We start from the raw sequence: 15,354 nt of genomic DNA on the forward strand, positions 1-15,354 counted from the left end.
CCTCTATTCGGCTGCTCTTCAGCAGCAGATGCCTTACCTTAGTCATAATCAGTCAAGAGCGGCTGCTGTCCGTGAGCCGTCCGTACAAGTGAAAATAATTCCAGATCACGGCGGCTGTGTCCTTTCAAAACATCCATGATCAGCTTTGAAGCAATATAACTGTATACAGCCCCGTTGCCTCCGTATCCTTCCATGAACAAGCAGCCCGGGAATCGGGGGTGCTCGCCGATATAGGGCAGTCCATCGTGTGTCTGGCCGAATACGGCACCCCAAGCGAATTCAGCCTTTAATCCTGCTGCCATGGGGAACAATTCAGCTAATTCCTGCAGGAGGTTATCACATTGGCTGAGATATCGGGTTTCATCGAGTCCACCCGGCCCAATGGATTCGTCACGTCCTCCTATAATAATCCGGTTGTCGGAGGTAGTCCGCAAATATAAATAAGGGCGGGCGCTCTCCCAAATCAAACATCTTTGATACCACTGATCCAGAAACTGGACAGGCTCTGTTGCAAGCGCAAAGGATTGGGTCAAATAGGCTCCCCGGTCTTTCTTCATCTCCTGGGTTTCGTAGCCTGTGGCAATGACTACTCGATCGGCCGTAACCTCATGTTCACCAACTCTGCAGCGGACATGACGACCATCAAAATGAAAGCCGGCTGCAGGGCTGTCCTCATAAACCTTGACTCCATTTCGGGCGGCTGCCTGCAGCAGGACATGTACGAAATGATAAGGATTTATTTCCGCATCTCCAGATGTGTAAATCGCTCCCGGTTTAGAGAAAGGAAACCGTCTGGCGATCTCCTGCTCGGACAGCCATGCTGCAGAAAATCCATATTTTCGCAGCGTTTCGTATTCTTCCTGAAGCATGGGTTTGTCGTCAAGGGTACTGGCAAAATACAGACTGCTGCGAAGCGCCATGCCTTCTTCCATACCGCCCGTTTCTTTATAAAAACGGGTTAAGCCATGAACGGCTTCCCTGCACAGCTGATAAAATCGAACACCTTTCTCTTCGCCGAAACTGTTTATGCAGGAGGTTAAGGTTTTATCGCTGGTATATTGAATCAGTCCGGTGTTCGCACCGGAGCTTCCGGAACCAGCCTTATGTTTCTCCAGCAAGGTGACGTTCATGCCAGTTTTGGAAAGCATATAAGCTAATAAGCAGCCGCTGAGGCCCCCTCCAATGATCAGAACATCACACCGCAGGGATTCTGAAAGAACAGGGTACTGCTGAGGTTTATCATACAGAGTCGGCCAAAATAAACGGCCGGAATGAAGCTGCATCGAAATCAACGCCTTTCCGCAAATGAGACCCGGTTATTATTCTCGAAAGTCCTGTTTCCTATTTAAATCCTTCACATAATGAGCTGTATAAGGGACATAATATTTGTGTTCATTTTTATGAAGGAGGGGTTTCTGGTGAACAATAACCAGCAAATGCAAGCTTTGACCTGTAAAGAGCTGGAGTATATCTCCGATTGTATTTCGAATGAAAGCATGCAAATCAAATTGTGCAGCACGATTGCTTCGCAAACTCAAAATCAGTCTATCCGTCAAGCTTGTCAGCAATACGTGCAAACCCATGAGCAGCATATGCGGATGCTCGCCGACTGTCTGCACCAGCATGAGCAGTTAGCTCCGGCACAACTTCAATAAGGGATTAAGGAGAGATGATCATGACACCAAATCAAATGCTTCCGGACAAAGACCTCCTGAATACCACCCTTGCGGATCTTCGCCGCTCTGTCCGTGAATATGCAACGGCTGCGACAGAAGCTTCCTGTCCGACTGTCCGTCAGATGTTTACCCAGCTCACAGACAGCACCTTGAAAATGCAGGGGGAAATGTACCAGCTGATGTCCAGCAACAATATGTACAGTGCGCCTTCACAGGCCGCCCGCCAAGAGGTATCCAAACGCATTCAATCCGTTCAGCAAACGCAGACCCAGGACCAGCAGTTCGTCCAGCAGCATCTGTCCGGCAGCATGGGCATGTCGATGTCTTCGGGCCAGGGCCAGAACCAGAGTAATATGGGGAGTACCTCACAATATAGCTAACCTGAATGAATGAATTAGAATCCATTTCAAGGAAATAAGAACAATTGAACCGCCTTTCCAGACAATCTGTCATGGGATGGCGGTTTTTCTTTGCAGGAACCTTTAATTCATGTAATATAGTTAATAAAACTCAGCAGGCATAGGAGGGACACATGAAGGTATTAAGTGATCTTAAACAAAAGCTGATTGAGCTCCTTAGAGAGGATGCAAGGTATACTCCTGAGCTGCTCGCGACCATGCTTGGTGTCACTGAAGCGGAAGTCAAAACCGCGATTCAGGAACTGGAGCAAGAGCATATTATCGTTAAATACGCGACCGTCGTGAACAGCGGCAAGCTGGATGACGAGAAAGTGACCGCCTTGATCGAAGTGCAGATTACGCCTGAACGGGGCAGAGGTTTTGACAGCATAGCTGAACGGGTCTATTTGTATCCGCAGGTAAAATCCGTTTATCTGATGTCAGGAGCCTACGATCTGCTTGTTGAAGTTGAAGGACGGAACCTGAAGGATGTAGCCAGCTTCGTTTCCCAGAAGCTCTCTACTCTGGAATCGGTGCTTTCTACCAAAACCCATTTTATTTTGAAGAAATATAAACAAGACGGCGTCATTTTTGAAGACCATGAAGAAGATCACCGCCTTATGATTTCTCCGTAAAGGAAGTAATGAGATGATAGTGAATTCTGACAAACAACAAACCGACGGTAGTCAACCTAATAAATCCATGCAGGGCTATTTGGCCCCGCAAGTCCAGCAGATTCAGCCTTCCGGTATCCGGAAGTTCTTCGATCTGGTGAGCGGCAACAAAGATATTATTACGCTTGGCGTAGGTGAGCCGGATTTCGTAACGCCATGGCATGTGAGGGAAGCGTGCGTATATTCGCTGGAGCGCGGTTTCACCCGGTATACTTCAAATGCGGGAACTCCGGAGCTTCGTGAAGCCATCGCTCTATATCTCAACGATAATTTTAATGTTGCTTATGAACCTAAAGACGAAATTCTGGTTACGGTGGGCGGAAGCGAAGCCATTGATCTTGCTCTGCGCGCTTTGATCACACCGGGAGACGAAATCCTGATCCCCGAACCAAGCTATATCTCTTATTCCCCGATTACCATGATCGGCGGGGGAGTTCCGGTCGGCATTGAGACCTTCGCGAAAGACCAGTTTAAGCTGAAGGCAGAACAGCTGGAAGCTGCTATTACACCTAAGTCTAAGGTGCTGGTACTCAGTTATCCGAGCAATCCGACCGGCGGCATTATGACCTATGAGGACTGGCTGCCGATTGCCAAGGTTGTAGAGAAGCATGACCTGATCGTCATTTCGGATGAAATATATGCGGAGCTTTCATACGCTGGCAAGCATGTCAGCTTTGCTTCGGTGCCCGGGATGAAAGACCGGACTATTTTGGTCAGCGGCTTCTCCAAAGCCTTTGCTATGACCGGCTGGCGCATGGGATATGCCTGCGGTCATCCTGACCTAATTTCCGCGATGCTGAAGATTCACCAATACACAGTGATGTGTGCTCCGGCGATGGGACAGGTAGCCGCGCTTGAGGCTCTGACGAACGGTCTGGAAGAGAAAGACCGGATGGTCGATTCCTATAACCAGCGCCGCCGCCTCGTCGTACAAGGCCTGCGTGACATCGGTCTGGAATGCCATGAACCTCAAGGCGCTTTTTATGCGTTCCCGAGCATTAAGTCAACGGGACTGACCTCGGATGAGTTTGCGCAGCGCCTGCTGGTAGAAGCCAAGGTAGCCGCCGTTCCAGGCAACGTATTCGGTTTGGGCGGAGAAGGGTATTTGCGCTGCTCCTACGCTACATCGGTAGCCCAGCTAAACGAGGCCATTCACCGGATGGGCGAATTTGTCCGAAAGCTGTCCTAATTTCTAATTCGGAATGCTTCCTGATTCTTGAGCCGGATAATAAAATTGAAAATTTTTCATGCTTATTTACATTTATTTCATTTTCGAATTGAACACCGGATATCCGGCATGGTATAATTTGAATCCTAAGGCTTTACTGGTAATATCCGGACGGCCCAAGGAAGGGCTGGCTGATCAGTCAAGGAGGAGTGGATGATGAGTTGCGGCGAATACAATTTGCCAAGTTATAACGGGATGATCATTGCTGAGGACAACAATAATCATTGGACGTTTGAGAGCCGAGGCATCCCCGCTCTAAACCGCAGGCTCTCCTTGGAAGATGAGATCAGACTGCTGCGAAGCAGAATGGAGAAGATTTTTATGGAAGAGCAATCTTTTACATCAGACATCGTAGTGGAAATCAGTACCCTGCTGGACCTGAAGATAAACGAATATATGAAGGTCAGAAGCCAGGATTGGAAACAATAATGTTTATTGAAAACCTATGTTAAAATAAGGGGAGATCCTGAATCATCAGGGTCTCCTTTTTGCTTCGAGAAAGCATTGGAAAGGCAGGACATATATCGATGAAAATCTATACGCGAACAGGCGATCAGGGGAATACCTTTGTCATTGGCGGTCAGGTCCGTAAGGATGATCTTCAGGTGGAGGCCTATGGTTCGCTGGATGAACTGAACAGCTTTGTCGGCCAAGCCGCTGCCGCTGCATGTGCAGACGGAGAGTCCTGGAATGACGAATTAAAGAAACAGCTCGTCCGGATTCAGCATGAGTTGTTTGACTGCGGTTCGGATTTGGCTTATGCCAAACCTAATGAACTTGGATATAAAGTCCATGGCGAATTGACCGGAAATCTCGAAGCGTGGATCGACTCCTGGGAGCAGGAGCTTCCGCCGCTGGAGCGTTTCGTGCTGCCCGGTGGTACGACGCTTGCCGCGGTCCTGCATGTCTGCCGAACGGTCTGCCGGAGAGCCGAGCGCCGGGTGGTCAGCCTAGCGGCTGAAACAGATATCAATAAAGAGGTTCTGCGGTACGTAAACCGGCTTTCGGATTATTTCTTTACGGCTGCCCGGCTGGCAAATGTGAAGGCAGGAGTTCCGGAAACCGAATATGAGCGGAGCGGAAAGGTGTTTCGTTGATTTCTATGAATGAATATTACAAGCCGATTTCATATCAAGTAACAGCTGCCGAAGAAGGCTGGATGCTGAAAACGGTACTGAACAGAAGACTCGGGGTTTCCCGCAAGCTGACGTCTCGTCTCAAACTGACCGAGCAGGGAATTACGCTGAACGGCGAACGCGTCTACATCAGCCATTACGTCAAAGAAGGCGACCTGGTAGAAATTCGGCTGGAGCAAGAAACATCGGAGGATATTTTGCCGCAGCCGATTCCATTCGATATTCTTTATGAAGATGAAGAGCTGCTTATCGTAAATAAACAACCGGGCATCATCGTTCACCCCACACATGGCCACTACACGGACACTTTGGCGAACGGCGTCGTGTATTACTGGCAGGAGAAGGGCGAGCGCTTCCGGTTCCGTCCCGTTCACCGGCTGGATCAAGAGACCAGCGGCGTGCTTGCTATTGCCAAGAATGCCTACGTCCACCAGCATATTTCCGAGCAGATGATTGCCGGTACCGTGCTGAAAAAATATACGGCGCTGGTTCACGGAACCCCGCCAGCCATGGAGGGCCGGATCGACGGTCCCATCGACCGCGATCCGCTGGAGCCGCACCGCCGCATCGTCACGGACAGCGGGTATCCCGCTTTGACGTTGTACAAGGTGCGGGAAACCTTTGCTGCAGGCTCGCTCGTTGAGCTGCAGCTGGGAAGCGGGCGGACCCATCAGATCCGGGTCCACATGACCTCCATCGACTGTCCGCTGATCGGCGACAAGCTGTACAGCTATGAGGCGCTGGGTCTGCCAGCGCCTGATCTCGAAGCGGCCGTGCGGCTGAACGCGGCCATTGGCCGGCAGGCGCTGCATGCCGCACAGCTTGGATTTGTCCACCCTCTCACCCGTGAAGAGATGGTATTCGAGGCGCCGCTGCCAGCGGATATGGCCGAGCTGAGCCGGCTGATGGCGGGCGGACAGCTCTAAGTTTTAGATTTAAGCTTTTGGTGAGTCGACTAGTGGATTTGTGGCACTTGTCTCGACTCTCGACTCTCGTATTTTTAAATAGACCGGAGGATTTTTCTAATGAGCAAATTAACTGTTTACCAATACCCGAAATGCAGCACCTGCCGCAATGCAGTTAAATGGCTGCAGACACACGGCCATGAACTGGAGCTCCACCATATTGTTGAAGCAGCGCCGACTGCGGAGGAATTAGGCCGGCTGGTCGAGCTGAGCGGCTTTGAGCTGAAGAAGTTCTTTAACACAAGCGGTGAGGTATACCGCGGCCTGGGTTTGAAGGACAAGCTGCCGTCCCTTTCGCGCGAAGAGCAGTTGAAGCTGCTGGCGTCAAACGGCATGCTCATCAAACGCCCGATCGTTACCGACGGTCAGCGGGTTACGTTAGGTTTTAAAGAGGATGAATTTGCCTCCGTATGGAGCTGAAAAATATAGTAAAATAAATAGATTCAGATATGTTTATTACTCAGAAGCTATTATTAAGGAGAGAGAAAGTTGACCGAAAGCAAGGAAGAAACACTGCTGCTTGTTGACGGCATGGCCTTGATGTTCCGGGCTTATTATGCCTCCGCAGTTACAGGCTACATCCGCCGTACGAAAGCGGGTCTGCCGACGAATGCCGTTTATGGATTTATGCGTTATTTCTTGGACGCGGTTGAGAAATTTGGGCCTACACATGTGGCGTGCTGCTGGGATTTGGGAAGCAAAACGTTCCGCACCGCTCAGTACCCGGCCTACAAGGGGAATCGTTCGGAGGCACCGGATGACCTGATTCCTCAGTTCAGCGTGATTCGAGAGGTGATGGACAGTCTTGGCGTTCCGAATATCAGCTCCGAAGGTTATGAGGCGGACGACTGCATCGGCACCCTGGCCGCCCAGTTCAGCCGGGAGATGAACGTGGTTGTGCTGACCGGCGACCACGATATGCTGCAGCTGGTGAACGAGCGGACAAGCATTGCCATTATGAAGAAGGGGTATGGCAATTATTTTGTCTATACTCCGCAAAGCTTGTTTGAAGAACGGCAGCTGACACCTGCCCAAATCATTGATGTTAAAGGGCTGATGGGCGATCCTAGCGATAACTATCCCGGAGTTCGCGGCATTGGTGAGAAGACGGCGTTAAAGCTCGTGCAGGAATATGAAAATGTAGAGGGCATTCTCGCCAATCTGGACAAGCTGTCCAAGGGGATACGCACCAAAATCGAAACCGATCTGGAGATGCTGCATCTGTCCCGCGATTTGGCGTCGATCCGCTGCGATATTGCGCTGGAATGTGATTTGCGGTCCTGCCGCTGGGAGCTGAACCACTCTGTGGTCGTGGCCAAATTTGAAGAGCTGGAGATGAAGAGCGTGTGCTCCTGGATGGGGGTTCAGGCGCTGTGAAATCTCTATTTTCGCGGTTTAGGCCGTTCAGCAGCGGGAATCAGGTTTCGTTAGCTGGCGGAAAAATCATCCGGCGCGGCCTGCTGCTGGCAGCGGCCATCCTGCTCCTTATCCCGGCTGCCCCGGGGCTTCGCCCGGCGGAGGCAGCCGGTACGATCCAGACGGCCGTTAAGACCGTCAAGGTGTCAGGGAAAAGCTTTACCGTCCGTACGGTAAAGATTCCGAAAGGAACGCCGGTAACGGTTGGACTGGCCAAACATCAGGTCGGGCAGACGGAAGCCTTTGCATCGACGATTAAGTCCTACAAGGCGCAGGCCGCAATTAACGGCGCTTTCTTCAACTCCTATGGCGGACCGGCCGATCCATACGGAACGCTGATTATTAAAGGAAAGATTTCCCATATCGGCCGTTACGGCACGACAATCGGCTTTCAGAAGGACGGCACGGCCATTATGGATACGCTGCGGCCTTCCTTGACCGGTAAAGTGACCGGAGCGGATGGCAAGCCGCGCAGCTGGTATGCTACTTTTATTAACCGTACGCCTGATGCTGGTGCAAACAACAGTATTTTGTTTACACCGGACCGGGGCCCCAAAGTCGGGTTTAGCGGCGGTATTGCGGTGACCGTTAGCGGCGGAGTTGTCACACATAAAGGCGTCAACGGAAATACGGCTATTCCGAAGCAGGGATATGTACTTGTATTCAGCGGCAAAGAGAAGGCCATGGCAGACCGGTTTGAGGTCGGCAGCAGCGTTGAGTGGAATGTAACTTATACGAACCAGGCCGGCAAGAAGCTGGATTGGTCCAATGTACAGACGGCTGTTGGCGCAGGGCCAAGACTCGTTACCGACGGCAAGGTGACTTTGAACGCTAAAGCGGAAGGGTTTAACGATCAGAAGATTCTGACGGCTTCGGCGGCGCGCAGCGGCATCGCCATTCTGCCAGACGGTTCGATTCTGCTGGCTACAGTGAACGGGGCGACCATGTCACAGTGGGCTTCCGTGATGAAGGCGCTTGGAGCCAAACAAGCGATGAACCTGGACGGAGGGGCCTCTTCGGCGTTATATGGGGGAGGCAAAATGTTGACCCCGGCGGGGCGGCTGCTCAGCAACACGCTTGTGTTCGGCAGCCAGGTCACGAAATAATAACAAGCCAGGAATCAGTCTGTAAAATGGGGTTCGCCCAGTACCTGGTGCAGGAAGCTCCCAAGCTCGGCTTCTTCCTCCTCGGAGAGTCCGTAAATCGAGGCCATATAACCGTCCTGCTCCAGATCGTCGGAGCCGAGGATGGCTGTTTTGCCGCTTTGCAGATCGGTAACAAGCTTTTTGCCAAAAAAGCGGTTGGTTGTGGTCACAGCCAGATCAAAACGTTTCAGCGAAGGACCGATAAAGGTCGCGAAACGGGTAGAGGTCTGTTCGGTGCTGTCCGATAGGAAATCAAGGTCGTGTTCAGGTAAGGTCATGAATAAAGTCCTCCTCAGATGCGTTCTTGACGTCTATTATATCGGAAAAAAACGCTTTCGGAAAACGGGAATCCAATCCCGTTCCTATTGACTGTCATACAGAATATGGTATTATAGTTAACAACAGTATACGTTTATCGGGGAAGCACCTCTCTTGCATGCAGGAGAGGTGCTTTTTGTGTTTTCGGAAGACACGTACCAGTGAAGTATGCTGAATTCAAGGAGGTGCAGAAATGCGTATCGTATTTTTGAACAGTATGGAGAGAAGGCTGCAGGAACGGGCAGGGCATGCAGATTTAGCCCAGGTCTGGATTGGAGAAGAAGGCGGAGTATGGCGGATTGGCTGGGATGAAGAAGGAGCAGCCGGCACCAAAGGCCAAATCTGGTTTGAAGGCGAGTCCTGGTCTGATATGCTGAGCCATTACCGCTATCAGCTGGCCGTAAAGCTGGCCGACGGATTCCGTCCGGTGATCAGCGGGATTTTTCATGAAGAGGAAGGCCATAGAGGGATGTGGACCCAGAAGCTGTATTGCTACAGCGAGCTGAATGGCAGCGAAGAAGTGTATGCCGAGCTTTCGGCCTGGCGCCGTCAGAAAGCTGCCGCAGCGGGCAAAGCGCCGTATTTGATTGCCAGTAACCGGCTGCTCCGCCTGATCAGCGCTTTCCTGCCTCAAACGGAGGAAGAGCTTACCCAGCTTCCTGGTGTCGGAGAGGTTAAAGCGGCTGAATATGGGGAAGAGATCGTAGCGATTACGGCCCGAATTGAACGCAATTGGCAGTTTCCTCTGGATTGGGTGGAGCAGGAACTGGATGAGGAAATCTTCCGCTCCTGGATGTACAAGCAGAAAGAATCCCGGTTTAAAGCGGAAATCGAGCGATCAAGCTTGCGCAAACAGCTGCTTGAAGCAATCCGTGAGGGTCAAAGCCTGGAGCGGATTCAGGATTTTACCGGTTTATCCAGACGGGAAGCGATTGAACAGCTCGAACAGCTGGAGAAGGAGGGCTACGATACGGAAGCGCTGGTAGAGCGGGAATTAACCGGGCTGCCGCAGGAAGAACAGACGGCAATCTGGAATGCCTATCTGGAGCTGGGAGACGCCCTGCTGAAGCCGGTGCTGCATAAGGTATACGGCGCAGATACGATGCAGCCGGGCAGCGGGGAGCTTGAACGGCGTTATGAATGGCTGCGTTTGATGCGAATCCGGTACCGGAGAGAGGCGAGGGGGACAGCATCAGCAGTAGGCAAACCGCAAAGTGCGTAAGAGATACGGATGCTGATGCTGATGCCTGCCCGAGCTATAATTTGATTAACCAATCCAATAAGGGCGAAGTTCAGCCTCCGGAATCCCGGGGACTGCTTCGCCCTTGACTTAATAATCCATTGATATGAATGCTTTCAAATCCAGTCTTTCTTCCGGAACAGGTAGAACATGCCTAGACCTAATGTGATCATGATGCCTATTACGATGAAATAGCCGTATTCCGTATGCACTTCCGGCATATTGTCGAAGTTCATTCCGTAGATGCCCGTAATCAGGGTCAACGGGATAAAGATCGTAGTAATCGCAGTAAATACACGCATGATTTCGTTCGCCCGGTTGGCGATACTGGACTGATAAGCTTCTCGTAAGTTGCCCATCAGCTCTCGGAACGTATCAAAGTTCTCGGAGATTTTAACGGCATTTTCATAAATATCGCTAAAATACTTCTGCAGCTGATCATCGATCAGACGCAGGTCTTTTTTATTAAGGACGTTGATCACTTCCTTCTGCGGCCCAAGCATTTTCTTCAGCCACAGAATTTCGCTTCGCAGCCCGATAATTTCATTCAAATGGGAACGTTTTGTATGAACAAGAATGTCTTCTTCCAGCTTCTCGATTTTGTCCTCGATCCGGTCGCCGACCAGGAAATAGTTATCCACTACAAGGTCGATCAGCAGATAAAGGAAACGGTCAGGTTCGCTGACTTCCTGCTCCCACAGAATCGGTTTAATAGCACGAAGCTCGTTCAGCTTCTGCTTGGTAACTGTAATAATGAAATGCCGGCCCAGAAAGACGTTCAAGGCCCGCAGGAAAATTTCCTCATCATCAAAGCGAATACTGTTCACGACGATAAAATAATGACTTTCATAGATTTCGATCTTCGGCCGCTGCTCCTCTTCACTGAGGCAGTCCTCTACTGCGAGATCATGCAGCCCGAATACAGGCTGAAGCAGCTCCAGATCTTCGGTATCCGCATCAATCCAGTAGAAACCTTCGGCTGGTGCAGTCAGCGTATCCTCCAGGTTCTCGACCGTGGTGAAGACGCCGGCATTGACATGACGGATTTTCATCTGATTCACTCCTTTGTTGTTCAACACAGGAGACATCAGCTTCCGGCTATTTTAAACAGCACGAATAAAATGCCGGTAAACGAAAGAACCCCCTACTTCCGTGAGCATTCTGCCGATTGAATCCTGTGCGGTTGTATGTTGCCCTTGGGGATTTGCTCTGCGGACTAGAGTCGCCTTCCATTACCGGTTCACCTCTTCTTTAATCCAGACTTTTAGCACTTGTCTAGTATAACGCCGGGTTATGAAAATTTTCAAGCGAAATCATGCTTGATTTAGCTCTAGGCCAGCATATGGCATGCAAGCCCGAAAGGTGCGGTGTGTACCCGCCTTCAGGCCTTATTATTTGCTTGACGAAAGGAAGAGGATGCTATACAGTAAGGGCATAGTAATGTTACATTTTCATGAACGAATTCAAGAAGTACACGAACAACAAATTGAATAAGGCGAAATCTTATCAAGAGTAGGTGGAGGGACTGGCCCGATGAAACCCGGCAACCGGCGAGCAATCGCACGGTGCTAATTCTTGCGGAACTTTAGGAACCCGTATTTTGCGGGACTCTAGGGTCTCTGAGAGATGAGAGAGGCGCATACACTATGACATGATATGACCTTTCTCGATTTTACGAGGAAGGTCATATTTGCTATATGCGCTCGTTCTTCTACCATAAGATTGCCGCTCAAAGACTGAAGAGGAGTGAAGATCTATGCCAATCAAGGTTCCTGATTCTCTGCCGGCCAAAGAAGTGCTGGCGAACGAAAATATTTTCGTGATGGATGAAAGCCAGGCTTTCCATCAGGACATCCGTCCGTTGCGGATCGCCATCCTGAATCTGATGCCAACCAAAGAAACAACAGAGGAGCAGCTGCTCAGGCTGCTGGCCAATACGCCGCTTCAAGTGGAGTTTACTTTGCTTCATCCCAGCTCCCATACTTCGAAGAACACTTCAGCCGAGCATTTGAAGCAGTTCTATAAGACGTTCAGCGAAATCCGGCATCTCCGTTTCGACGGGATGATCATTACCGGTGCCCCGGTGGAACAGCTCGAATTCGAAGACGTCAATTATTGGAGCGAAATTCAGGAAATCTTCGAATGGACCGAAACCCACGTCACTTCAACCATGCATATATGTTGGGCTGCCTTTGCAGGGCTGTTCTATCATTTCGGCATCGAGAAGGTTTCACTTCCGCAAAAATGCTTCGGTGTGTTTGCCCACCACATCAATGTTCCGAATACGAAGCTGCTGCGCGGCTTTGACGAGCAGTTCCTGGTTCCTCATTCTCGTCATACAGGTCTGAATAAGGAAGATATTGTTAAAGCAAACGGGCTCGATATTCTGGCCGAATCGGACGAAGCCGGTGTATACATTGCTTCAACGGAAGACGGGAAACAAATTTTTGTAACCGGTCATCCGGAATATGATCCTTTATCCCTGAAATGGGAGTATGACCGTGATACGGCCAAAGGCATGGATGTTGCGCTGCCGGTTAATTATTTTCCGAAAGACGATCCCACCCAGACGCCAAGATCCTCCTGGCGCGCCCATGCTAACTTATTGTTTGCCAATTGGCTGAATTACTATGTGTATCAGGAAACACCTTACGATATTGATGCAGCAGTCAGTCACGAATACCATATTTAGGAGGAAGAGCAGACATGGCAGAACATAACGCAGATAACAACAAACCAGACAATCAAACCGGCAAACTTCGCATTGAGAGCAGGCTGGCACAAATCGGTTCCATGGAGGAGCCGGTTACCGGTGCGGTTACTTATCCGATTTATCAGGCGACAGCTTACCGTCACCCGCGGCTTGGACAGAGCACGGGGTTCGATTATACGCGCACGAAGAACCCGACAAGAGCCGTATTGGAAAAAGCTGCTGCCGATCTGGAATCCGGCGATGCCGGCTTTGCCTGCAGCTCGGGCATGGCCGCGCTGCAAACGCTGTTTATGCTGTTCAGCTCCGGCGATCACCTGATCGTATCCCTGGATCTATATGGCGGTACATACCGTCTGTTTGAGAAAATATTGTCCCGTTACGGAATAACCGCAACTTATGTGGATACCAACGACTTGGATGCGCTGGAGTCTTCCCGCCGTCCGGAAACCAAAGCCGTATTCATTGAGACGCCTACCAATCCGCTGATGATGGTCACCGATATTGCCGCTGTCTCTGCCTGGAGCCGTAAGCATGGCTTCCTGACCATTGTGGACAATACGCTGCTGTCGCCTTATTTTCAGCGTCCTATCGAGCTCGGCGCAGACATTGTCGTTCACAGCGCTACGAAATATTTGGGCGGACATAACGATGTGCTTGCAGGATTGATCGTAACCAAAGGACAAAAGCTGTCTGAAGAAGTCGCCTTCCTGCACAACTCGATCGGAGCGGTACTCAGTCCAAATGACAGTTATCAGCTGATGCGCGGCATGAAGACGCTGGCGCTGCGGATGGAGCGGCACCAAAGCAATGCAACGGCGATTGCAACCTTCCTGAGTACGCATCCGCAAATCGCAGAGGTGTTTTACCCGGCGCTTCCGGGCCATCCGGGACATGAAATTCAGAACCGGCAATCTTCGGGGAACACGGGAATCTTCTCGTTCAAAGTGACAGATGCCCGTTATGTGGAACCGATATTACGTCATTTGAAGCTGATCGCATTTGCGGAAAGTCTTGGCGGCGTTGAGTCGCTGCTGACTTATCCGGCTGTACAGACCCACGCGGACATCCCGCTTGAAATCCGGGAAGCGGTTGGCGTTGACGACCGGCTGCTGCGTTTCTCCGTAGGCATTGAACATCCGGATGATTTGATCGAAGATCTGGCTCAAGCGCTGGAAGCAGCCCGGGCTGAAGTGGAAGGGGTGCGCTGAATATGAGCCATGAAGACGGCAAACAAGTTCCCGACAAACAAGTTTCCGGCGAACAGAAGGAGAAGGACCTGAGCTTTGATACACGATTGCTTCATTTCGGCTCCGAAGTAGATACCGCAACAGGCGCTTCCAGTGTTCCTCTTTACCAGGCTTCAACGTTTCATCACGCGGATGTCTTTAACCCTCCGCTGCATGACTATTCCCGGTCGGGCAACCCGACCCGGCAGGCGCTTGAAGATTATATCGCGCTGCTTGAGGGCGGCACGAACGGATATGCCTTCCCTAGCGGCATGGCGGCGATTTCCACCGCGTTTATGCTGTTCTCGGCAGGCGATCATTTGATCGTTACCGAAGATGTTTACGGCGGAACTTACCGTTTGTTAACAGGTATTTTGAACCGTTTCGGGCTTGAGGCTTCCTTTGTGGATATGACCAAGATTGAAGAGGTGCAAGCTGCTCTGCGGCCGAATACGAAAGGCATCTATATCGAAACCCCGTCCAACCCGACTTTAAAAATAACGGACATTGCTGCACTTGCCGCCTGGTCGAAGGAACACGGTCTGATCAGCATCGTTGATAATACGTTTATGACGCCGTATTATCAGCGTCCGATTGAGCTGGGTATTGATATTGTGCTGCACAGCGCGACCAAATTCCTCGGCGGGCACAGCGATGTGCTGGCCGGCTTGGCTGTAACAGCCAATGAAGAGCTGGGCCGCCAAGTGAAATATTTGCAGAACGGGCTGGGCAGCGTGCTTGGCGTTCAGGATTCCTGGCTGCTGATGCGCGGGATGAAAACCTTGTCCGCGCGTATGGCCCACAGCGAAATCAGCGCCCGCAGGCTGGCGGAATGGCTGAACAACCGGGAGGACATTACTGCCGTGTATTATCCGGGCCTGAGCGATCATCCGGGCCGTGGCATTCAGGAACGGCAGTCTTCCGGATATGGCGCAGTGGTGTCCTTCGATGTTGGCTCCGGCGACCGGGCCAAACGGCTGCTGAATGCCGTTAAGCTGCCGATTGTCGCTGTAAGCTTAGGCGCAGTGGAGAGCATTCTCTCTTATCCGGCGATGATGTCCCACGCTTCAATGCCTCCTGAAGTTCGTCTCGAACGCGGCATTACGGACGGGCTGCTTCGATTCTCGGTCGGCCTTGAAAATATCGAGGACTTGATTGCCGATTTGGAGCAGGCGCTGGAGCAATAACTGTTACAATGACTGCTACAATAACTGGTACA

General features: G+C 51.0%; 17 protein-coding genes and 1 riboswitch. Of the genes, 14 read left to right on the forward strand and 3 right to left on the reverse strand.

All coding sequences use genetic code 11. The features are described from left to right. Positions 1–38: 38 nt before the first annotated feature. Positions 39–1,283 (reverse strand): NAD(P)/FAD-dependent oxidoreductase, encoded by a 1,245-nt coding sequence (locus CBE73_RS20300; RefSeq protein ID WP_094095790.1) that lies wholly within the window; start codon positions 1,281–1,283, stop codon positions 39–41. A 135-nt stretch (positions 1,284–1,418) separates the two neighbouring features. On the opposite strand from CBE73_RS20300, the gene CBE73_RS20305 reads away from it, so the two are divergent. From CBE73_RS20305 to CBE73_RS20350, 10 genes are all read left to right on the forward strand, one after another. After that, positions 1,419–1,655, forward strand: a complete 237-nt coding sequence (locus CBE73_RS20305) for a hypothetical protein (RefSeq protein WP_308420936.1) — start codon at positions 1,419–1,421, stop codon at positions 1,653–1,655. A 20-nt stretch (positions 1,656–1,675) separates the two neighbouring features. Then, a complete protein-coding gene (locus tag CBE73_RS20310; RefSeq protein WP_229752654.1) occupies positions 1,676–2,056 on the forward strand; it encodes a spore coat protein in 381 nt (126 codons plus the stop codon). Positions 2,057–2,208: 152 nt separating this feature from the next. After that, entirely contained in the window at positions 2,209–2,709 is a 501-nt protein-coding gene (locus CBE73_RS20315) for an Lrp/AsnC family transcriptional regulator (protein WP_094095792.1), read from the forward strand. 13 nt (positions 2,710–2,722) lie between these two features. After that, positions 2,723–3,937, forward strand: a complete 1,215-nt coding sequence (locus tag CBE73_RS20320) for an aminotransferase class I/II-fold pyridoxal phosphate-dependent enzyme (protein ID WP_094095793.1) — start codon at positions 2,723–2,725, stop codon at positions 3,935–3,937. A 192-nt stretch (positions 3,938–4,129) separates the two neighbouring features. Continuing rightward, positions 4,130–4,405 carry an aspartyl-phosphate phosphatase Spo0E family protein gene (locus CBE73_RS20325; RefSeq protein ID WP_229752655.1) on the forward strand — a complete coding sequence of 92 codons (276 nt, stop codon included), beginning with the start codon at positions 4,130–4,132 and terminating at the stop codon, positions 4,403–4,405. 98 nt (positions 4,406–4,503) lie between these two features. Further along, a complete protein-coding gene (locus tag CBE73_RS20330; RefSeq protein WP_094095795.1) occupies positions 4,504–5,073 on the forward strand; it encodes a cob(I)yrinic acid a,c-diamide adenosyltransferase in 570 nt (189 codons plus the stop codon). 5 nt (positions 5,074–5,078) lie between these two features. Then, entirely contained in the window at positions 5,079–6,038 is a 960-nt protein-coding gene (locus CBE73_RS20335; protein ID WP_094096445.1) for an RluA family pseudouridine synthase, read from the forward strand. Positions 6,039–6,137: 99 nt separating this feature from the next. Further along, complete coding sequence (locus CBE73_RS20340) at positions 6,138–6,497, forward strand: arsenate reductase family protein (protein WP_094095796.1); 360 nt, start codon at positions 6,138–6,140, stop codon at positions 6,495–6,497. A gap of 69 nt (positions 6,498–6,566) precedes the next feature. Continuing rightward, positions 6,567–7,454, forward strand: a complete 888-nt coding sequence (locus tag CBE73_RS20345; RefSeq protein ID WP_094095797.1) for a 5'-3' exonuclease — start codon at positions 6,567–6,569, stop codon at positions 7,452–7,454. Further along, entirely contained in the window at positions 7,451–8,599 is a 1,149-nt protein-coding gene (locus tag CBE73_RS20350; RefSeq protein WP_229752656.1) for a phosphodiester glycosidase family protein, read from the forward strand. Before CBE73_RS20345 ends, CBE73_RS20350 begins: the two co-directional genes overlap by 4 nt. A 14-nt stretch (positions 8,600–8,613) precedes the next feature. On the opposite strand, the gene CBE73_RS20355 is transcribed toward CBE73_RS20350, so the two are convergent. After that, entirely contained in the window at positions 8,614–8,916 is a 303-nt protein-coding gene (locus CBE73_RS20355; protein ID WP_094095798.1) for a DUF3055 domain-containing protein, read from the reverse strand. 233 nt (positions 8,917–9,149) lie between these two features. On the opposite strand from CBE73_RS20355, the gene CBE73_RS20360 reads away from it, so the two are divergent. Continuing rightward, positions 9,150–10,178, forward strand: coding sequence for an HRDC domain-containing protein (locus tag CBE73_RS20360; RefSeq protein ID WP_094095799.1), 1,029 nt, complete (start codon positions 9,150–9,152; stop codon positions 10,176–10,178). Between the two features lie 134 nt (positions 10,179–10,312). Here the strand turns inward: CBE73_RS20360 and corA are convergent, their stop codons facing one another. After that, on the reverse strand, positions 10,313–11,248 hold the full coding sequence (corA, locus tag CBE73_RS20365; protein ID WP_094095800.1) for a magnesium/cobalt transporter CorA: 936 nt from the start codon (positions 11,246–11,248) through the stop codon (positions 10,313–10,315). Between the two features lie 448 nt (positions 11,249–11,696). Further along, a riboswitch (SAM riboswitch) is annotated at positions 11,697–11,829 on the forward strand. 123 nt (positions 11,830–11,952) lie between these two features. Here corA and metA point away from each other — a divergent pair. From metA to CBE73_RS20380, 3 genes are read left to right on the forward strand one after another with little or no spacing between them, the layout of a single operon-like run. After that, entirely contained in the window at positions 11,953–12,888 is a 936-nt protein-coding gene (gene metA, locus CBE73_RS20370; RefSeq protein ID WP_094095801.1) for a homoserine O-acetyltransferase MetA, read from the forward strand. 14 nt (positions 12,889–12,902) lie between these two features. Next, a complete protein-coding gene (locus CBE73_RS20375) occupies positions 12,903–14,117 on the forward strand; it encodes an aminotransferase class I/II-fold pyridoxal phosphate-dependent enzyme (RefSeq protein ID WP_094095802.1) in 1,215 nt (404 codons plus the stop codon). Between the two features lie 2 nt (positions 14,118–14,119). Further along, the gene (locus tag CBE73_RS20380) at positions 14,120–15,322 is read left to right on the forward strand and encodes a trans-sulfuration enzyme family protein (protein ID WP_094095803.1); all 1,203 of its coding nucleotides are present in this window, start codon (positions 14,120–14,122) and stop codon (positions 15,320–15,322) included. The last annotated feature ends 32 nt before the right edge of the window (positions 15,323–15,354 follow it).

This window comes from Paenibacillus physcomitrellae (assembly GCF_002240225.1).
Classification (GTDB): Bacteria; Bacillota; Bacilli; order Paenibacillales; family Paenibacillaceae; genus Fontibacillus; species Fontibacillus physcomitrellae.